This window comes from Cellulomonas sp. Leaf334, from assembly GCF_001424195.1.
Classification (GTDB): domain Bacteria; phylum Actinomycetota; class Actinomycetes; order Actinomycetales; family Cellulomonadaceae; genus Cellulomonas.
Map to the genome: position 1 here is coordinate 1,892,070 of NZ_LMOO01000001.1, position 17,014 is coordinate 1,909,083.

Annotated in this window: 15 protein-coding genes; 13 read left to right on the forward strand and 2 right to left on the reverse strand. The window is 72.8% G+C overall.

Features of this window, described 5'->3' with window-relative positions; genetic code table 11:
- The first annotated feature begins 37 nt into the window (after nt 1-37).
- Both ASF78_RS08645 and ASF78_RS08650 read left to right on the forward strand, forming a co-directional pair.
- Nucleotides 38-661 (forward strand): isochorismatase family protein, encoded by a 624-nt coding sequence (locus ASF78_RS08645; RefSeq protein WP_056586869.1) that lies wholly within the window; start codon nt 38-40, stop codon nt 659-661.
- A complete protein-coding gene (locus tag ASF78_RS08650; protein ID WP_082494874.1) occupies nt 658-2,658 on the forward strand; it encodes a chorismate-binding protein in 2,001 nt (666 codons plus the stop codon). The genes ASF78_RS08645 and ASF78_RS08650 overlap by 4 nt, the downstream gene beginning before the upstream one ends.
- Here ASF78_RS08650 and ASF78_RS08655 read toward each other — a convergent pair.
- Nucleotides 2,562-3,707, reverse strand: a complete 1,146-nt coding sequence (locus ASF78_RS08655; RefSeq protein WP_056586873.1) for a glycosyltransferase — start codon at nt 3,705-3,707, stop codon at nt 2,562-2,564. The two genes, ASF78_RS08650 and ASF78_RS08655, sit on opposite strands and share 97 nt — an antisense overlap.
- Before the next feature lie 158 nt (nt 3,708-3,865).
- Here ASF78_RS08655 and ASF78_RS08660 point away from each other — a divergent pair, with 158 nt between their 5' ends.
- The 8 genes from ASF78_RS08660 to ASF78_RS08695 all read left to right on the forward strand — a co-directional run bounded on the left by ASF78_RS08660 (nt 3,866) and on the right by ASF78_RS08695 (nt 10,992).
- Nucleotides 3,866-4,909, forward strand: a complete 1,044-nt coding sequence (locus tag ASF78_RS08660; protein ID WP_056586875.1) for a LacI family DNA-binding transcriptional regulator — start codon at nt 3,866-3,868, stop codon at nt 4,907-4,909.
- A 28-nt stretch (nt 4,910-4,937) separates the two neighbouring features.
- A complete protein-coding gene (locus tag ASF78_RS08665; RefSeq protein WP_056586881.1) occupies nt 4,938-5,498 on the forward strand; it encodes an NADPH-dependent FMN reductase in 561 nt (186 codons plus the stop codon).
- A 61-nt stretch (nt 5,499-5,559) separates the two neighbouring features.
- Nucleotides 5,560-6,786, forward strand: coding sequence for an MFS transporter (locus ASF78_RS08670; protein ID WP_056586884.1), 1,227 nt, complete (start codon nt 5,560-5,562; stop codon nt 6,784-6,786).
- Nucleotides 6,783-7,673: a glycosyltransferase gene (locus tag ASF78_RS08675; RefSeq protein ID WP_056586887.1), complete on the forward strand. Its 891-nt coding sequence runs from the start codon at nt 6,783-6,785 to the stop codon at nt 7,671-7,673. Before ASF78_RS08670 ends, ASF78_RS08675 begins: the two co-directional genes overlap by 4 nt.
- A gap of 67 nt (nt 7,674-7,740) precedes the next feature.
- The gene (locus ASF78_RS08680) at nt 7,741-8,964 is read left to right on the forward strand and encodes a transposase (RefSeq protein ID WP_056586888.1); all 1,224 of its coding nucleotides are present in this window, start codon (nt 7,741-7,743) and stop codon (nt 8,962-8,964) included.
- A gap of 50 nt (nt 8,965-9,014) precedes the next feature.
- Complete coding sequence (locus ASF78_RS08685) at nt 9,015-9,440, forward strand: NUDIX domain-containing protein (RefSeq protein ID WP_056586890.1); 426 nt, start codon at nt 9,015-9,017, stop codon at nt 9,438-9,440.
- Nucleotides 9,441-9,515: 75 nt separating this feature from the next.
- A complete protein-coding gene (locus ASF78_RS08690) occupies nt 9,516-10,439 on the forward strand; it encodes an SGNH/GDSL hydrolase family protein (RefSeq protein ID WP_156374083.1) in 924 nt (307 codons plus the stop codon).
- A 34-nt stretch (nt 10,440-10,473) separates the two neighbouring features.
- A complete protein-coding gene (locus tag ASF78_RS08695; RefSeq protein ID WP_056586896.1) occupies nt 10,474-10,992 on the forward strand; it encodes an AAA family ATPase in 519 nt (172 codons plus the stop codon).
- 12 nt (nt 10,993-11,004) lie between these two features.
- Here the strand turns inward: ASF78_RS08695 and map are convergent, their stop codons facing one another.
- Entirely contained in the window at nt 11,005-11,823 is an 819-nt protein-coding gene (gene map / locus ASF78_RS08700; protein ID WP_056586900.1) for a type I methionyl aminopeptidase, read from the reverse strand.
- Between the two features lie 65 nt (nt 11,824-11,888).
- Here map and ASF78_RS08705 point away from each other — a divergent pair, with 65 nt between their 5' ends.
- From ASF78_RS08705 to ASF78_RS08715, 3 genes are all read left to right on the forward strand, one after another.
- Nucleotides 11,889-12,158 carry a helix-turn-helix domain-containing protein gene (locus ASF78_RS08705; protein ID WP_056586903.1) on the forward strand — a complete coding sequence of 90 codons (270 nt, stop codon included), beginning with the start codon at nt 11,889-11,891 and terminating at the stop codon, nt 12,156-12,158.
- Nucleotides 12,159-12,482: 324 nt separating this feature from the next.
- Nucleotides 12,483-16,490, forward strand: coding sequence for an SGNH/GDSL hydrolase family protein (locus tag ASF78_RS08710; RefSeq protein WP_056586906.1), 4,008 nt, complete (start codon nt 12,483-12,485; stop codon nt 16,488-16,490).
- The gene (locus ASF78_RS08715; RefSeq protein ID WP_156374084.1) at nt 16,487-16,954 is read left to right on the forward strand and encodes a hypothetical protein; all 468 of its coding nucleotides are present in this window, start codon (nt 16,487-16,489) and stop codon (nt 16,952-16,954) included. Before ASF78_RS08710 ends, ASF78_RS08715 begins: the two co-directional genes overlap by 4 nt.
- The last annotated feature ends 60 nt before the right edge of the window (nt 16,955-17,014 follow it).

Sequence of the window (17,014 nt, forward strand, 5' to 3'; positions counted from 1 at the left end):
CCACCCGCCTTCCCGAACCCCCTACCGAGGAGGAGCCATGCCCGGACTACCCACCGTGCAGCCCTACGTCCTGCCCGGCCGCGATGCCATCCCGGCCGCTCGGGTGCCCTGGACCGTCGACCCCGCCCGCGCGGTCCTGCTCGTGCACGACATGCAGCAGTACTTCGTCCGCGGCCTGCCCGACGTGGTCCGCGACGACCTGGTGCGCCGGGTCCGGCTCCTGCGGGCCCGGGCCGACGTGCTGGACGTCCCGGTCGCGTACACGGCGCAGCCCGGCGGCATGACGCCCCTCGACCGGGGGCTGCTGGCGGACGTCTGGGGGCCGGGCATGAGCGCCACCGCGGAGGACCGGGACGTCGTGGCTGGCCTGACGCCGAAGCCGGGCGACTGGCGGCTGACCAAGTGGCGGTACAGCGCGTTCGTCCGCTCGACGCTGCTCCAGCAGATGCGCGACGCGGGGCGCGACCAGCTCGTCATCTGCGGGGTCTACGCGCACGTCGGGGTGCTCATGACCGCGGCGGACGCGTTCCAGCACGACATCCAGCCGTTCGTCGTCGCGGACGCGGTCGCGGACTTCTCGCTCGAGTTCCACCGACTCGCGCTCGACTGGGCGGCGGACCGGTGCGCGGCTGTCGTCGTCACCGACGAGGTCTTCGCGTGACGGTCCCCGGCCGGCCCGACGACGCGCTCGCGCGGGTGCTGGGCCGGGAGCCGGGTGCGTTCGCGCTGCTGCACCGTCCCGCCGCCGGGGGTGCGGGGACCGTCGAGGTGATCGCCGGGCCGGTCCGGTCCGCGTCGCTGCTGCGGGACCTGCCGCTGGCCGGCCCGACGGGACCACCGTCGGGACCGGACGGCACGCCGGGTGACCCCGAGGTCCTCGTCCTCGTCCCGTACCGCCAGGTCACCGAGCGCGGGTTCGCCGCCGTCGACGACCGCGAGCCGCTCCTGTGCCTGACGGTCGAGTCGTACGACCGCCTGCCCGTCGCCGACGTCGCCGCGCGCCTGCCCACCGCGACGGCTCCGCTCGTCGGCGGCTTCGACGTGTCCGACGACGAGTACGCGGACCTGGTGCGGACCGTCGTCCGGGACGAGATCGCCGCGGGTGCGGGCGCCAACTTCGTCGTCCACCGGTCCTGGGAGGGCCGGCTCGGCGGACCGGCGCTGACGTCGGCGCTGGCCGCGTTCCGTCGGCTGCTCCTCCAGGAGGTCGGCGCGTACTGGACGTTCCTCGTGCACACGGGCGACCGCACGTTCGTCGGCGCCAGTCCGGAGCGCCACGTCACGCTCGAGGGCGGCACGGCCACGATGAACCCGATCAGCGGGACGTACCGGTACCCGCCGACGGGCTCGACGCTCGACGGCGTCCTCGACTTCCTCTCCGACGGCAAGGAGACGGACGAGCTCAACATGGTGCTCGACGAGGAGATCAAGATGATGTCCCGGCTGTGCCGTGACGTGCGGGTGCGCGGCCCGTACCTGCGCGAGATGGCGCGGCTGGCCCACACCGAGTACCTGGTCGAGGGACGCTGCACGGCCGACGTGGCGACGCTCCTGCGCGACACAATGCTGGCGCCCACGGTCACGGGCAGCCCGATCGAGAACGCGTGTCGCGTCATCGCGACGCACGAGCCGCGTGGCCGTGGCTTCTACAGCGGCTTCGTCGCCCTGGTGGGTCACGATGCCGCGGCGGCGCCGTGGGTCGACTCGGCGATCCTCATCCGCACGGCGGACGTGCGCGCCGACGGCCGGCTGCGGGTGGGCGTCGGCGCGACGCTCGTTCGGCACTCGGACCCCGACGCGGAGGTCGCGGAGACGACCACGAAGGCTGCGGGCATCCTCGCGGCCTTCGAGCCGGAGCAGGTGTCCCGGTTCGGCCAGGAGGACGCCGTCACTCAGGCCCTGGCCCGGCGGGGGGCACGGATCTCCGGGTTCTGGCGGGGACCGACGGGTCAGGCGACCGCGGCAGGTGGTGGACGCCGCGCAGTGGTCGTGGACGCGGAGGACGCGTTCACGCACATGATCGCGCGGCAGCTCTCGTCGGTCGGGTGGAGCACGCGCGTCGTGCCCTGGCAGGAGGCGACGGTCGACGACGTGCTGGGGGGCGACGTCGCCGTGCTCGGACCCGGACCGGGCGACCCGACGTCGCACGACCTCCCCCGGGTGAGCAGGGTGCGCGCGCTGGCGGGTGCCCTGCTGGAGGAGCGGGCGCCGTTCGTCGCGGTCTGCCTCGGCCACCAGGTCGTCGCGCAGCTCCTCGGCCTGCGCGTCCTGACGCACCCGACCCCGCAGCAGGGCCTGCAGCGCGAGATCGACCTGTTCGGGGTCCGTGAGGTGGTCGGGTTCTACAACAGCTACGTGGCGCTGTCGGGTGCGGACGGCCTCGACGTACCGGGGATAGGCAGCATCACCGTCGCGCGCGACCAGGCGTCCGGGCAGGTGCACGCGGTGCGCGGCCCGTTCTTCTCGACCGCCCAGTACCACCCCGAGTCGGTCCTCACCCTGGGCGGTGAGCGCCTCCTGCGGGACGCGGTCGAGCGGGCCGTGCGCGGCGAGGGGCGTCCTCACGCGGCGAGCAGGCCCTCCAGCCGGTCGGCGGCGAGGGTGGCCCCGTCGGTGGCACGCAACGGCACGGCGACCACCTCGGCCGCGTCACGGTAGGCGCGGTCGGCCAGGACACGGCGGATCGCGTCGCGGACCTGGCCGACCGGTGCGTCGGCGGGCAGCGAGAGGCCGGCCCCCCGCTCCTCGACGAACGCCGCGACCCGCGGCTGGTCGAGCGCGGCGACGCCCTCCTGGTCCGCGGCGCGGCCGGTCAGGCAGACGAGCGGGACGCCGTGGGAGAGCGCGCGCATGGCCGTGCCGTGCCCGCCGTGCGTCACGACGAGGTCCGCGTCGCGCAGCAGCTCGCCGTGGTCCGCGAACGGGACGGCGAGGACCGACGCGGGCACCCGGAGCCGGTCCGGGTCGACGGCGCCGATGGTCGCGACGCCCCGCACGGGCAGGTCTGCGAGGGCGTCGAGCGTGCTCTGGAGCTTGCCGACCGACGACTGGGCGACCGCCGTGCTGAAGCTCACGAGGACGAGCGGCCGGTCGTCGCGACGGTCGGTGCGCACGACGCGCGCGCGGGCGTCCGGTTCGAGCACGGGCGCGCCGTGCCCCGCGGTGGGCCACGGGCTGCTGGGGGCGCTGTCGAGCTCCGCGAGGCTGTTGACGTGCAGGACGTCGGGACGTCCCCACAGTGTGCGCAGGTCGGGCATCGTGCCGAGGCCGGAGCGCTCACGGGCCTCGGCCTGGCCGCCCATGAGCACCTCCCAGCCGTCCACGGTGCGGTGCAGGAAGGTGTGCAGCATGACGGCCGTCGGGACGTCGCTGTCCGGGGTGACGTCGAGCGCGGCGCCGAACATCGCGTCGACGACGAGCACGTCGGCGCGCAGGTCCCGTCGCAGGTCGAGCACGTCCTGCCCGACGGCGGGAGACGTGAGGTAGCTGAAGAGGCGCCCGCGGGGGTGCCAGCCGAACTGGTCGGCGTGCCGGTAGGACGACGGCAGCACGTGCGCCCGCATCCCGGCCGACTGCACGCGGGGGGCCATCTCAGGCCTCCCCGCGAAGCGCACGTCGTGCCCGCGGCGGACGAGCTCACGACCGATGCCGATGCTGGGCGGGACGTTGCCGCCGCCGTCGAAGCAGGCCCACACGAACGTCGCCACGGCTGGTCTCCTCGGGTCGCGCGAATCCGGTCGCCCACCGTACGGGCGGGTCCGGCGCGGCGGGGCCGGGCGCCCGCGTTCTGTCACGTTGACCTGGTCAGGGTCTTCTGGAACGATCTAGTAGTTCGTTCTAGTAGATCGATCCAGAAGGAGGCCCGGTGAGCGACCGTCCGAACCTGAAGACGCTCGCGGCCGCCGCGGGTGTCTCGCCGTCGACGATCTCGAACGCCTACAACCGTCCCGAGCAGCTCTCCGTCGCGCTGCGCGAGCGGATCCTCGACCTCGCCGCCGAGATCGGGTACCCGGGGCCGAACCCCGTGGCCAGCTCGCTGCGCAGCCGCCGGACCGGCTCCATCGGGGTGCTGTTCGCGCAGGACCTCACGTACGCCTTCTCCGACCCGTACTGCACCGAGCTGCTCACGGGCGTCGCCGAGGTCGCGACGAGCTCGTCCACCAACGTCCTGCTCATGCCGGTCGGGCCGCACAGCATCTCGAAGGTCTACTCGCGCGACGAGGAGCTGCGCCTCGTGCAGGGCGTGCGCCAGGCGGTGCTCGACGGCGCCATCGCCGACGGCGTCGACGGGTCCCACCCGGTCCTGCGGGTGCTGGCGGAGCGCGGCATCCCCGTCGTCAGCACCGTCGACTCGACCGGTCCGTGCGTCCTGGTCGACGACCGCGAGGCGGCCGCGGAGCTCGGCCGGTACCTGCGCGGCCTGGGCCACCGCCGGTGCGTCGTCCTCGCCGACAGCATGGACGACGGCGACCCGGTGCTGGGCGGCAGCGACGACCGCGTCTTCCCGTACGCACGGCTGCGGGCCCTCGGCGTCCGCGACGGGCTCGGCGACGAGGCCGACGTCGTCACGGTCAGCGCGGGCCAGAACACGGTCGCGTCCGGCCGTGCCGCCGCCGCCGCTGCCCTCGCGTGCGCCGTGCGCCCGACGGTGCTGGTCGCGGTGACCGACGTGCTGGCCCTCGGCGCGCTGGAGCTGCTCCACGAGCGGGGGATCACGGACGTGTCCGTGACGGGCTTCGACGACGTGCCCCGAGCGCGGGAGGCCGGCCTCACGACCGTCCGCCAGCCCGTCCGGGAGAAGGGCCGGGTCATGGCCCGGATGCTCACCGACCCGACCACCACGCAGACCCGCGTGACGCTGCCGACCGAGCTCGTCGTCCGCGCGAGCGCCCGACCCGCCCCGGCCTGACGCCGGCGCACCACCGCAGGGGGACACCATGCACACCGACCTGACTCTCGCCCTCATCATCGGCAGCGTCCGCGCCGAGCGGTTCGCACCCGTCGTCGCCGGGTGGGCACGTGAGCGCATCGAGGCGCACGGCGGCTTCGACCTCGACGTGATCGACCTCGCGGACCTGTCGATCCCGGCGTCGCTGGACGGATCGGGCGACACGGAGCTGCTGCGCCGCCGCGTCGGTGCGGCGGACGCGTTCGTCGTCGTGACGCCCGAGTACAACCACGGCTACCCGGGGTACCTGAAGACCGCCATCGACTCGGTGCTCGCGGAGTGGGAGGCCAAGCCGGTCGGCTTCGTCTCGTACGGGGGGCTCGCGGGTGGCTGCCGGTCCGTGCAGCAGCTGCGGACCGTCTTCGCCGAGCTGCAGGTCGTCACCCTCCGGGAGCAGATCGTGTTCGCGGGCGTATGGGACAGGTTCGACGAGGACGGCCGGCTCGTCGACCCGGAGCGCCACGAGGGTGCCGCCAAGTCGATGCTCGACCAGCTCGTGTGGTGGGGTCGCGCGCTGCGCACCGCCCGGCAGGAGAAGCCCGCCGCCTGACCGGCACCCTGACCCGTTCAAGCCGGACGCCTGCGTCCCGCACCCTGCCAGGAGGCCACCCATGTCCCGGACCGAGACGACCACCGTCGCCGGACCACCCGTCGTGTCGCCGCGCCGTGCCGCGCTCGCGCTCGCCGTCCTCGCCGGGGGCGCGTTCTGCTTCGTGACCACCGAGACGCTGCCGAGCGGCATGCTCACCATGATCTCCGAGGGTCTCGGCGAGCCCGTGTCGCGCACCGGCCAGATCGTCACGGCCTACGCGATCGTCGTCGTGGTGTTCTCGCTGCCGCTCACGCGGATCACGGCCAGGGTGCCGCGCCGCGGGCTGCTGACGCTGACGCTCGCCGTGTTCAGCGCTGCGACGTTCCTCGCCGCCTGGGCGCCGACGTATGAGGTACTCGTCGGCGCGCGCGTCCTCAGCGGACTCAGCCACGCGCTGTTTTGGTCCGTCGCCGCCGCAGCCGCGACGGGTCTGTTCCCGCCCGAGGTCCGCGGGCGGATGGTCGCGCGGCTCTCGATCGGCAGTGCGCTCGGACCGGTGCTCGGGGTGCCGCTGGGGACGTTCCTGGCCCAGCAGACCGACTGGCGCGTGCCGTTCGCCGTCCTCGGCTGCGTGAGCGTCGGTCTCGCCCTGTGCGTCTTCGCCCTGCTCCCGACGTACTCGCCCGAGCAGGGCGGCGCCGCCGCGGGGACGAGCCCGAGCCGGCCGCGGTTCGCCCTGCTGCTCGTCGTGACCTGCCTGGCCGTCGCCGGGGGCATGAGCGTGCTGACCTACATCGCGCCCTACGTGCTGGACCACGCCGGGTTCGCGGAGAACTCGCTGAGCCTGCTGCTCGGAGTGTCCGGTGCCGCGGGTGTCGTCGGGACGACCGTCGTCGGACGGTTCCTGGACCGGCGGCCCTGGGAGTGCCTCGTCGTGGTCCTCGCCGGGCTCGCCGTCGCGCACGCAGGGCTGTGGGCGCTCGGCTCCACACCCGCGCTGGTCGTCGCGTGCGTCGCCCTGACCGGCGGCTGCTTCGGCGCGATGGCGGCGACGCTCATGCACCGCGGGCTGCAGCTCGCGCCCGGGAACACCGACATCGCGATGGCGTCCGTGAGCACCGCGTTCAACATCGGCATCGCCGCAGGTGCCTTCTTCGGTGGTCAGGTGCTCGCGACGTGGAGCGTGCAGGGGGTGCCGCTCATGGGCAGCCTGCTGAGCGTCACCGCACTGATGCTCGTCCTCGTCGTCGAGCCCCGGCTGCCGGCCGCCCGACCCCTCGTCCGCCCGACAGAGAGCGCCTCATGACCTCCGAGCTGACCGCCACGGTCATCGTCCCCACCTACAACCGCGCCGACCTGCTCGCCCGGACGCTCGAGTCGGTCGAGCGCCAGGACGTCGCCCGGCACCGCCTGGAGGTCGTCGTCGTCGACGACGGCTCCACCGACGGCACCCGCGAGGTCGTCGAGCGCTTCAGCCCGTCGCTCGGGGCCCGGTACCTGTTCCAGCCCGACGAGGGCTACCGCGTCGCCGCCGCCCGCAACCTCGGCATCCGGGCCGCGACGGGCGACGTCTGCGTGTTCGTCGACTCGGGCGTCGCGCTCGGGCGGTCCTGCGTCGCTGCCCATCTACGCGCGCACGAGAGCACGCCTGAGCCCGTCGCGGTCGTCGGCTACGTGTACGGGTTCGAGCAGGACGACGTCGAGGCCGCGCAGATCCGGGCGGACATCGACCTCACCGACCTCGACGGCACGATGGACCGCTTCGCCCGCACCGGTCTGTGGCCCGACATGCGGGAGCGCTCCTACGCCCGCTACGACGACGACATCGCCGGGCTGCCCGCGCCGTGGCTCCTCTATTGGACGTGCAACACCTCCGCCTCCACCGCACAGCTGCGCGAGGTCGGGATGTTCGACGAGGCGTTCACCTCCTGGGGGGCCGAGGACGTCGACGTCGCGCTCCGGTTGCACCGCGCGGGCGCCCGGTTCGTCGTCGACCGCGATGCGCGAGCCGTCCACCTGCCGCACCCGAAGCGCTACGCCGACCGGGAGGACGACGTCGTCTCCAACTACCGCTACATGGCGGACAAGTACCGGGACCCGGTGGTCGACCTGCTCGCCGAGGTCCCGACGATCGACCTGCGTGACCTCAACGAGGTCATCCGCGCACGGGGTCTGGTCGTGCCGACCGCCTGACGTGCGCCACGCCACCGTCTGAGCCGTCCCGACCAGGGTCGGGACACACTGCAGGGGGACTGCATCGATGCCACGCCCGTCGTCCACGCCGCTGGTCACCGCCGATCTCATCGGCCGACCGGAGTTCGAACGGTTCTGCGAGCAGGTCTTCGCACCGCTGCCGCGCCGCGACCAGAAGCACAAGGCGAGCGCCTACGTCGCCGGGCTGCTGCGCGCCGGCGGGCGCAAGTCCCTGCGGAACATCGCGTCGGCGGCCGGGTCGGACGTGAACGAGCAGAGCCTGCACCACTTCGTCAGCGAGTCCACCTGGCCGTGGCGGTCGGTCCGCAAGGCCCTCGCGCGGCACCTGTCGGTCGACCGGACCGCGCACGCGCTCGTCGTGCAGCCCTGGGAGACGCCCGCGGCGGGGCGCCCAGACGTCGAGCCGGTGGGGGGCCGCCCGCAGGCGTTCGGCCTCTGGGCCGCCACCGACCGGGCCGTCCTGCCGCTGTCGTGGTGGCGCAGCCCCGACGCCGCGCGCGTCGTCGGCGCCGACTTCCGGGTCGCCCGGCGTCGTGAGGTCGCCCTGGTCGAGGCCTACCTCGACGCCGCACCCGCGTCCGGTACCCCGGTCCCGCTCGTCGTCGACGCGCGCGGGCTCTCCGTCGGGGCCGTGCTGCGCAGGCTCGGGCCGCAGGTTCCGACGGCGCTGCGGATCGCGGCCGACCAGGAGCTCGTCGTGACCGAGCCCGCGTGGGCCGACGGTCGTGAGTCGTCCGTGCAGGCGCAGCAGGTCGCCTGGCGCAGCCGCAACCTGCGCCGCCCGACCGCGGTGTCCGACGACGCCGGGGGTGAGACGGTCACGCTCGTCCTGTCGAGCCTGCGCGTGCAGGTGCCCGAGGCGCGCTCGGCGGGGTCGCCCCTGGCGGCGGACCTCGTGTGCATCGGCGAGCCGCGTCGCCCGTGGCCGCAGCAGCTCTGGCTCATGGCCGGGCCGCAGCCCGACGTGGAGCTGCTGCTGTACCTCGCGTCGCTGCTCGACCACGCGCGGACCGCGCCAGACCTGACGAGCCTCGCGCTCGGCCTGCACGACTACCGCGGGCGTTCCGACGACGGGTTCCACCGCCACGCGACGCTCGTCGGGGTCGCGCAGGCGTACCTCGCGGTGCACGGCCGGGCGGGGCAGGTGTCGCTGCAGTCCGTGGTGCGCGAGCCGAACGTGGAGGTGCCCGTCGTGGCGACCGACCCGCCGCGTCCCCGACGCGACCTGTGCCAGTCGACGGTCCGTCGGACGGCGCGCCGCTCGGGGTGAACCCGGCCCGTCAGCCTGTCGGAGCAGGGTCGCGCTGACAGACTCGCGTCGTGACCACCTCCGCACAGCCGTCGACCGTCCACGTCGTCGGCGGGCTGCTGGTCGAGCAGGGTCGCGTGCTGCTGGGGCATCGCAGCCCGGGTCGGCGGTGGTTCCCGGACGTGTGGGACATCCCTGGAGGACACGTCGAGCCCGGTGAGTCGAGCCGGGCGGCGCTCGAGCGGGAGGTCCTCGAGGAGCTCGGCGTGACCGTGCGGTCGGCGCGGGAGCACGACCAGGTGCGGGTGTCCGGTGATCCCGCCGTCGTGATCGACCTGTGGCTGGTCACGGAGTGGGTCGGGACGCCGGTGAACCTGTCGCCCGAGGAGCACGACGCGCTCGCGTGGTTCGGGGTCGACGACCTGCCGACGGGGGAGCTCGCGCACCCGGCCCTGGACCGGCTCCTGCGCACGGTGCTGGAGCGGGCAGCGCCGTAGCGGACGGCCTGGTCCTGCTGCTCGCACCCGCCGGGCGTAGCGTGGAGCGGTCGCACCGGGACGAGGGGGCTCACCGTGAGGCGTTCGTGGTTGACCGGGCTCGTGACCGTGCTGCTCGTGCTCGCGGGGTCGTCGGCGATGGCGACACCGCCGGGAGGGCAGCCGCACCGCGGCCATCCGGTGCACGTCGTCATCGGCGACTCCCTGCCGGCGGGTCAGCAGTCGGTGCCGCCCGCGGTGGACTTCCCGACCACGGCCGCGCGCTGGAAGGCCAGCGGCTTCGTCGCGCAGTACCACCGGGTGCTCCGCCACGAGCTCGACTGCTCGCCGGGACGCCCGCACCACCACCGTGGCCCGGGGAGGAGCTGTCACGCCCTGGAGCTGGTGAACCTGTCGCGGACCGGCATCCCGGGAGTCGCGGCGGGGGTCACGACGGCCACGGTCCTGCAGCCCGGGGACCAGCTCGACCAGGCGGTGGCGCTGATCGAGGCGCGCAACGGCAACCGGTCGCCCCGCGACGACGTGGAGGTCGTCACGGTCTCGGTCGGGGGGAACGACCTGTACGGGCCGGCCGTGGCGGCGTGCGTGCCGCCGACCGGCTCCTGCGTGCCCGCGCTCGACGCGACGTTCACCGCGTTCGAGGACCGGTACGACCAGATCCTCGCGAGACTGCGGGAGTCGGCCGGCCCGGGCACCGTGATCCTCGCGATGACGTACTACAACCCGTTGCCGTTCTGCGACCTCGGTGCGGGGAACCCGGACACCGCCCGGGTGCTCGGCGACTTCATCCTGGAGGGCGGCGACATCGGCCTCGGTGCGATGCCGCTCGGCTTCAACGACCGGCTGCGCCAGGTCGCGGACCGGTACGGCGCGGTCGTGGTGGACACCTTCGGGACGCTCGGCGCCGGGGACTTCGTCGGCGGTGCGGACTGCGTGCACCCGGACGGCGACGGCCACCGGGCGCTCGCGGGTGTGTTCGCGAGGACGTTCCCGCGCTGACGCGCGGAGCGGAGCCTCCCTTAGCCTCGGGGCCATGATCGTCTGGCTCAACGGCACGCACGGCGCAGGCAAGACGACCGTGAGCGCCCTCGTGCAGCCCCTGCTCCCGGACGCACGGATCCTCGACGCCGAGAAGGTCGGCGAGACGCTCATGGACATCACGCCCGGGCTGCCGGACACCGACAACTTCCAGCACTGGCCGCCATGGCGACCGCTCGTCGTCGAGACCGCCCGCCGGGTCCTCGACTACACGGGTGGAACCCTCGTGATGCCGATGACGGTCCTGGTCGAGCAGTACTGGCGGGAGATCAGCGCCGGCCTCGCCGCGCACGGCATCCCGGTGCGGCACTTCGTCCTGCATGCGGACCAGCACACCCTGCGCGCGCGGATCGACGGCGACGCGGTCATGGGTCCGTCCACGTTCCGGCACCAGTACCTCGAGCCCTACGCCGAGGCGGCCCGGACGTGGCTGCACGCCGACGCGGAGGTCGTCGACACGACGCACCTGACGCCCGACCAGGTCGCCCGGGAGGTCGCCGTCGCCTGCACGTGAGCGCTCGATCGGTCACGTGAGCGACATACCGGTCACGTCGTCTGGTCGTTGGGCCGACTCACTCCGCAGGGTGAGGATCTCGGCGCCGTCGTCGGTGATCGCGATGGTGTGCTCGCTGTGCGCGGTGCGGCAGCCGGTCGCGCTGCGCAGCGTCCACCCGTCGTCGGGGTCGGTGACCAGCTCGGCGGTGTCGGCCATGACCCACGGCTCGAGCGCGAGCAGCAGTCCGGGGCGCAGCGTGTACCCGCGGCCGGGCCGACCGGTGTTGGCGACGTGCGGGTCCTGGTGCATCGTCGAACCGATGCCGTGGCCGCCGAACTGGGTGTTGACCGGGTACCCCGCCTCGCTGAGCACGGAGCCGATGGTGTGGGAGAGGTCGCCGATGCGGGCGCCGGGCCGGGCGACGGCGATCGCGGCTGCGAGGGCGCGCTCGGTGGCGTCGATCATCGCGACGCTCTCCGACGGTCGTGACTGGCCGACCAGGACGCTGACGGCGGAGTCGGCGGCGATCCCGCCCGTGGAGACGGCGAGGTCGAGGGTCAGGAGGTCGCCGTCGGCGAGGGTCTGGTCGCGGGGCCGGCCGTGGAGCACGGCGTCGTTGACCGAGGTGCAGATGTAGTGGCCGAACGGGCCGCGCCCGAACGTCGGCGCGTAGTCGACGTAGCAGGACACCGCCCCGGCCTCGACGATCATCGTCCGGGCCCACCGGTCGAGGTCGAGGAGGTTCGTGCCGACCGTCACGCGTTCCGTCAGCGTCCGGAGGATGTGCGCGACCAGGGCGCCGGACTCCCGTGCGCGGGCCAGCTCGGCGGGGCTGAGGATCTCGATCATGTTGCGTCCTTCACGGGGGTACCAATAACTATCCCGGCCATATTATCCCGGCTACGATCGTGCCCATGGTCAGGCTGCCGCTCACCCCCGAGGAGCTCGAGCGCGGACGCCGTCTCGGTGCCCTGTTGCGTCGCGCCCGCGGAGATCGCTCGATGCTCGACGTCGCACTCGATGCCGGCGTCTCGCCCGAGACCCTCCGCAAGATCGAGACCGGCCGCGTCGCGACGCCCGCCTTCCCGACGATCGCGGCGATCGCCGCCGTCCTCGGACTCTCCCTGGACGCGGTCTGGGCGGAGATCAGCGAGGCCCGAGCACCGGAGCAGCTGGCGTCCTAGCGAGGTGCGGCCGGCACGAGGTCCAGCAGACGCCGGTGCGTGCGCTCGTCCGCCGCCGCGACGATGCCCGACCCGCCGCACGTGCTGTCAACATCCATCTGACTGTGACTCGACGTGCCTGCACCGACACCTCCCGCTGACCGGCTCGTGCAACCCGGCGATCTCTCCACCTGCGGCGACGCGGCGACACGACATCGCTGAGGCGGTCGCCGCATGCCTGAGATGACCCCTTTGTCTGTCACAGCCCATTGACGGGTGACGCCCGTGTCCGACATCTTGTGACCGCGACGGCCAGAGGGTGTCGACGCGTGAGGCAGGGGGCGCATGCACACCAACCGTCTAGCTCGGACGCTGGCCGCCGTGGTCGTCGTCGGTGCACTGTCCATGACCGGTGCCCAGGCGGCACCGCCAGCTGCACCGACACCAGCCCCGTCGAACGCCCAGCCACCGGGAGGGCCGTCGTCGCTCCCCCCGACCGCCGACGAGCCGGTCGAGGTCCCCGAGGTCGGTGAGCTCGTGACCGAGATCCCGTCCGAGGAGCGCGACGCCACCCTCGGCGAGGGGTGGGAGACGTCGTCCGACCAGGCGTGGACGCTGTCGGGCGACCCGTCCGGCCTGCACGTGCTCGTCGCGGACGCCGCGGACGGGTACGCCTGGCGCACCGTCGCGACGCTGACCCGACCGGGGGTCGAGACGGACCGGTGGATCGGCAACGCATGCCTGACGTCCTCCGGTGACCGCCTCGTCGTGGCGTACGCGCCGCGGTCGTTCACCAACGAGCCGGAGCTGTTCCTCCAGGGCGCGTGGACCGCGACCGTCGACCTGGCCTCCGGGGCGGTGACCGACCTGCCCGTGCGTGGGAGCCTCGAGTACTTCACACCGTCGTGCGGCTTCGAGGAGCAGGCCGTGCTGACGGTCTCCGGGGGCGAGGAGATCAACGCCACCCGCCTGGTCAGCGTCGACGCAGGGAGCGGTCAGGTGGCCGCGCCCGTCGAGGTCGGTGGTCAGGTCACCTCCGCGATCCCCACCAGGTCGGGCCTCGTGGCCGCCATCGGCGCGCAGGTCGCACGCGTCGAGCCGTCCGGGCACATCACCCCGTTGGCCCGTGCGAAGTCCGTCCCCTACGAGCTCGCGACCGACGCCGACGGTGGCGTGGTCTTCCTCGACCACGACGGCACCACCGCGACCGTCCACCGCCTCGACGCCGCACGGCTCGCCACGCCGAAGCCCAGGCTCGAGGCACCGGTTCTCGCGAGGGGCCCGCTCACCGAGGTCGGCGTGACCAGGACCGCGCACGGCCAGGTCCTGCTGACGGGCAAGGCGAAGCCGACCCGCACGCTGCCCTCGTCCGTGCGGGTCGCCGCCGTCGGGACGGAGGCCGAGGTCAGTGCGGACGGGTCGGTCGTGGTCGACGTGACCAGCGACCGCGGCCCCGTCGCGACGCCCGACGGTTCCGTCGACCCGACCGCCACCCTCGAGACGCTGGAGACCCGCGTGACGAGTCTCGAGACCGGCCGCGCGGCGACCGTCGACGTGATCGTCGAGAGCACACCGGTCGCCTCCGAGCCTCCGGCCGCGGACGGCCCGGCTGCGCCGCCGGTCGACCGGGAGACCCCCGGGACCTCGCGGAGCCTGGAGCGCACGGCCACGACCACGACGGGGGCAGCGACGACGCTCGCGGCGTCCGGGGACCCGACGGGTGTGCACGACCCGGTCGACGTCGGCCGGGGCTGCTCGGTGCCGCGCAACTCCGTCCTCAACCAGGCTGTGCAGCCCAAGCCGCGGCAGGTCGAGTGGGCGGTCAACCAGGCCGTGAAGGGCGTGCTCAACGTCCAGCGGCCGAACAACTGGAAGAACCTCGCCATGCCGGCCTACAAGCCGCAGACGATGTTCCCGTCGATCCCGCTCAGCGGCGGCGGCGAGGTGCCCTCGCAGATCATGCTCGGGATCCTCGCGCAGGAGTCGAACCTCTGGCAGGCCAACGGCTACGTCGTTCCCGGCGTGACGGGCAGCCCGCTGATCGGGAACTACTACGGCATCGACTACACGCCCGCGAACCCCGCCGACCTGTGGAACCCGGACTTCGCGTCGGCCGACTGCGGGTACGGCGTCTCCCAGGTCACGGACGGGATGCGGCTGTCCGACACGGGTATGCCCGGCGGTCGGTCGTGGAACCAGCAGCGGGCCATCGCGCTCGACTTCGCCGCCAACGTCGCGGCCGGACTGCAGATCCTGCAGGAGAAGTGGAACCAGACCCGCAACGCCGGCATGACGATCAACGACGGCAACCCGGCCAAGATCGAGAACTGGTTCTACGCGATCTGGGCGTACAACTCGGGGTTCTACCCCGAGGCCGACAAGGACACGCTGGAGCGCAACGGTGCGTGGGGCGTCGGCTGGAACAACAACCCCGTGAACCCGAGCTACTCGCCCAGCCGCGGCTTCTTCCACAAGAAGCCGTCCGACGCGACGCATCCGCAGGACTGGCCCTACCCCGAGAAGGTCATCGGCTTCGCGGCCTTCCCGCCGTCGCTCATGGAGTCGCCGGGGACGTTCGTCGGTGCGTACCGCGCGGCGTGGTGGAACGGTGAGAACAGCCTGGACAACACCAACCGGCTCGGGGCCAAGCCGCCGGTCGACGCCTTCTGCAGCCCTGAGGTCAACGACTGCGCGTACGAGCCCGGCATGGACGCGCAGTGCTTCCACGAGAACAGCAACGGCGTGCTCGACCACCGGTGCTGGTACCACGAGCCCGTCACCTACAAGGCCAACTGCTCGGTCACCTGCGGCAACGCGTTCCTCCGGTTCGTCGCCGGCTACGCCTACCAGGAGGACGGCAACGCCTACCCGCCGGTCTGCACGACGGCGGAACTCCCCGCCGGAACGCTGGTGGTCGACGACGTGCCCGCAGGCACCCCCGTCGTCCGAGGTGGGTGCTCGGCGGTCCCGTCGGTGGGCTCCTTCAGATTCACCTTCAACAGCGGGAGCGACCCGACGGAGTTCCCCTCGAAGATGGACCTGCACCAGCTCGGTGCGGGGTTCGGTGGCCACTTCTGGTTCGGGCACACCCGGCAGGCGGGGGTGCGGGGCGACTCCATGGAGTTCACCGGGAGCTGGACGCTCGACCGTGAGCTGCACCAGTGGGCCCGAGTCCTGGTGCACGTCCCCGACCACGGCGCACACACCCGGCAGGCGACGTACAGGGTGAACACCGGAAAGGGTCCGTGGCCCGAACGCACGATCCTGCAACGGACCCAGCGCAACGGCTGGGTCTCCCTCGGTGTCTTCGAGATGGACGGGGTCCCTGAGGTCTACCTCTCCACGAGAACCGCCGACGGCGACGACGGCGACGATCCCGTCGTGACGGTCAACAAGAACGAGGACATCGCCTTCGACGCGGTCGCCTTCGTGCCACTGGACGAGAAGCCCAAGGACGTCGTCGTCGCGCTCGGGGACTCCTACTCCTCCGGAGAGGGTGCGGCGCAGTACTACGCGGAGACGGACACGCACGGATCCGACCCGCGCTACACGAACGCGTGCCACAGGTCGCCGCTCACGTGGTCCCGCATGATGACGCTCCCGGGTTCGAGCACGCCGGTCGGTCAGCGCGCGGATGCGTGGGACCCTGCGCTCGACTACCACCTGCTCGCCTGCTCCGGCGCGTACACCTGGGACGTCGACTACGACGAGAGGTACGGGGAGCTCGGGCAGCTCGAGCGAGGGTTCGTGGACGAGAGCACCACCCTGGTCACTCTCTCCATCGGGGGGAACGACGCCGGGTTCAGCGAGGTGCTCCTCGAGTGTGCGGGTCCGTGGAACATCGTCCATCCGAACTGTGAGGTGCTCCCCCTGCCCGGCGAGACGAACTTCCGGAGCGAGCTCGAGGCCAAGATCGCCACGACCGTTCGCACGAGGGTCAAGGACACGCTCGTGAAGATCAGGGGCGAGGGCCCGAATGCCGACGTCATGCTGATGGGTTACCCCAAGCTCTTCTCCGGCGTGTGCTTCGACGTCCTCACGAATGCGTTGACGCCCAGCGAGATCTACTGGCTCAACGACCTCGCCGTCCAGCTCGGTGCGTCGATGGCGGGCGCAGTGGCCGACGCCAACGCCGAGGTAGGCACGGATTTTGCGACGTTCGTGTCACCGATCGATGCGTTCGACGGCCTCGGCATCTGCGGGAACCCGGAACAGATCCACGGCCTCGTCATGACGCAGACCGAGGGAGAGCCCGCGCAGCTGACCTCATTCCAGTCCGCGCACCCGAAGGCGAACGGGTATCTCACGTACGCCGGAGTCGCGACGACGGCTCTGGCGGGCATGACCCCGTGACCCCACGCCGGTGGGGGAGGACGGCTGCGGCGCTCGCCGTGGCCGTCCTCGCCCTGCTGTCGACCGGCTGCGCACCGGACCGGCGTGACATGGAGCGCCAGGCGGCGACCGAGGCGAGGAGCAACGCCCAAGCCGTGCAGGCGTGGCTGGGGTCCGTGGTGCAGGACGAGGCCGGCTCCACGCCCGAGGAGGTCGTCGACGCGCTCGAGCAGTCGCTCGAGGGCAGCACCATCGCGATGTGGAACGGTCCGGGTGTCACGACCGGCCGGACGACGACCTGGCCGGTCGCGGTGGTCGGCAGCGCGTCCGAGTCGAGCTTCCCGTCGAACGTCATGGCCTACGCGCGACTGTGCTTCGATGCGACGTTCGACCACGGCTCTGGCGCGGTGACCCTCAGCGACATCGACTGCCCGGCGGACGCCGGCACCCCGGACGACGCGATCGACGCGGATCTGGAGCCGTGACTGCCGGGCACCGACGACAGCCCCAGGGCAGGTCCGGCGGGGCGAGGACGTGGGCGGTTG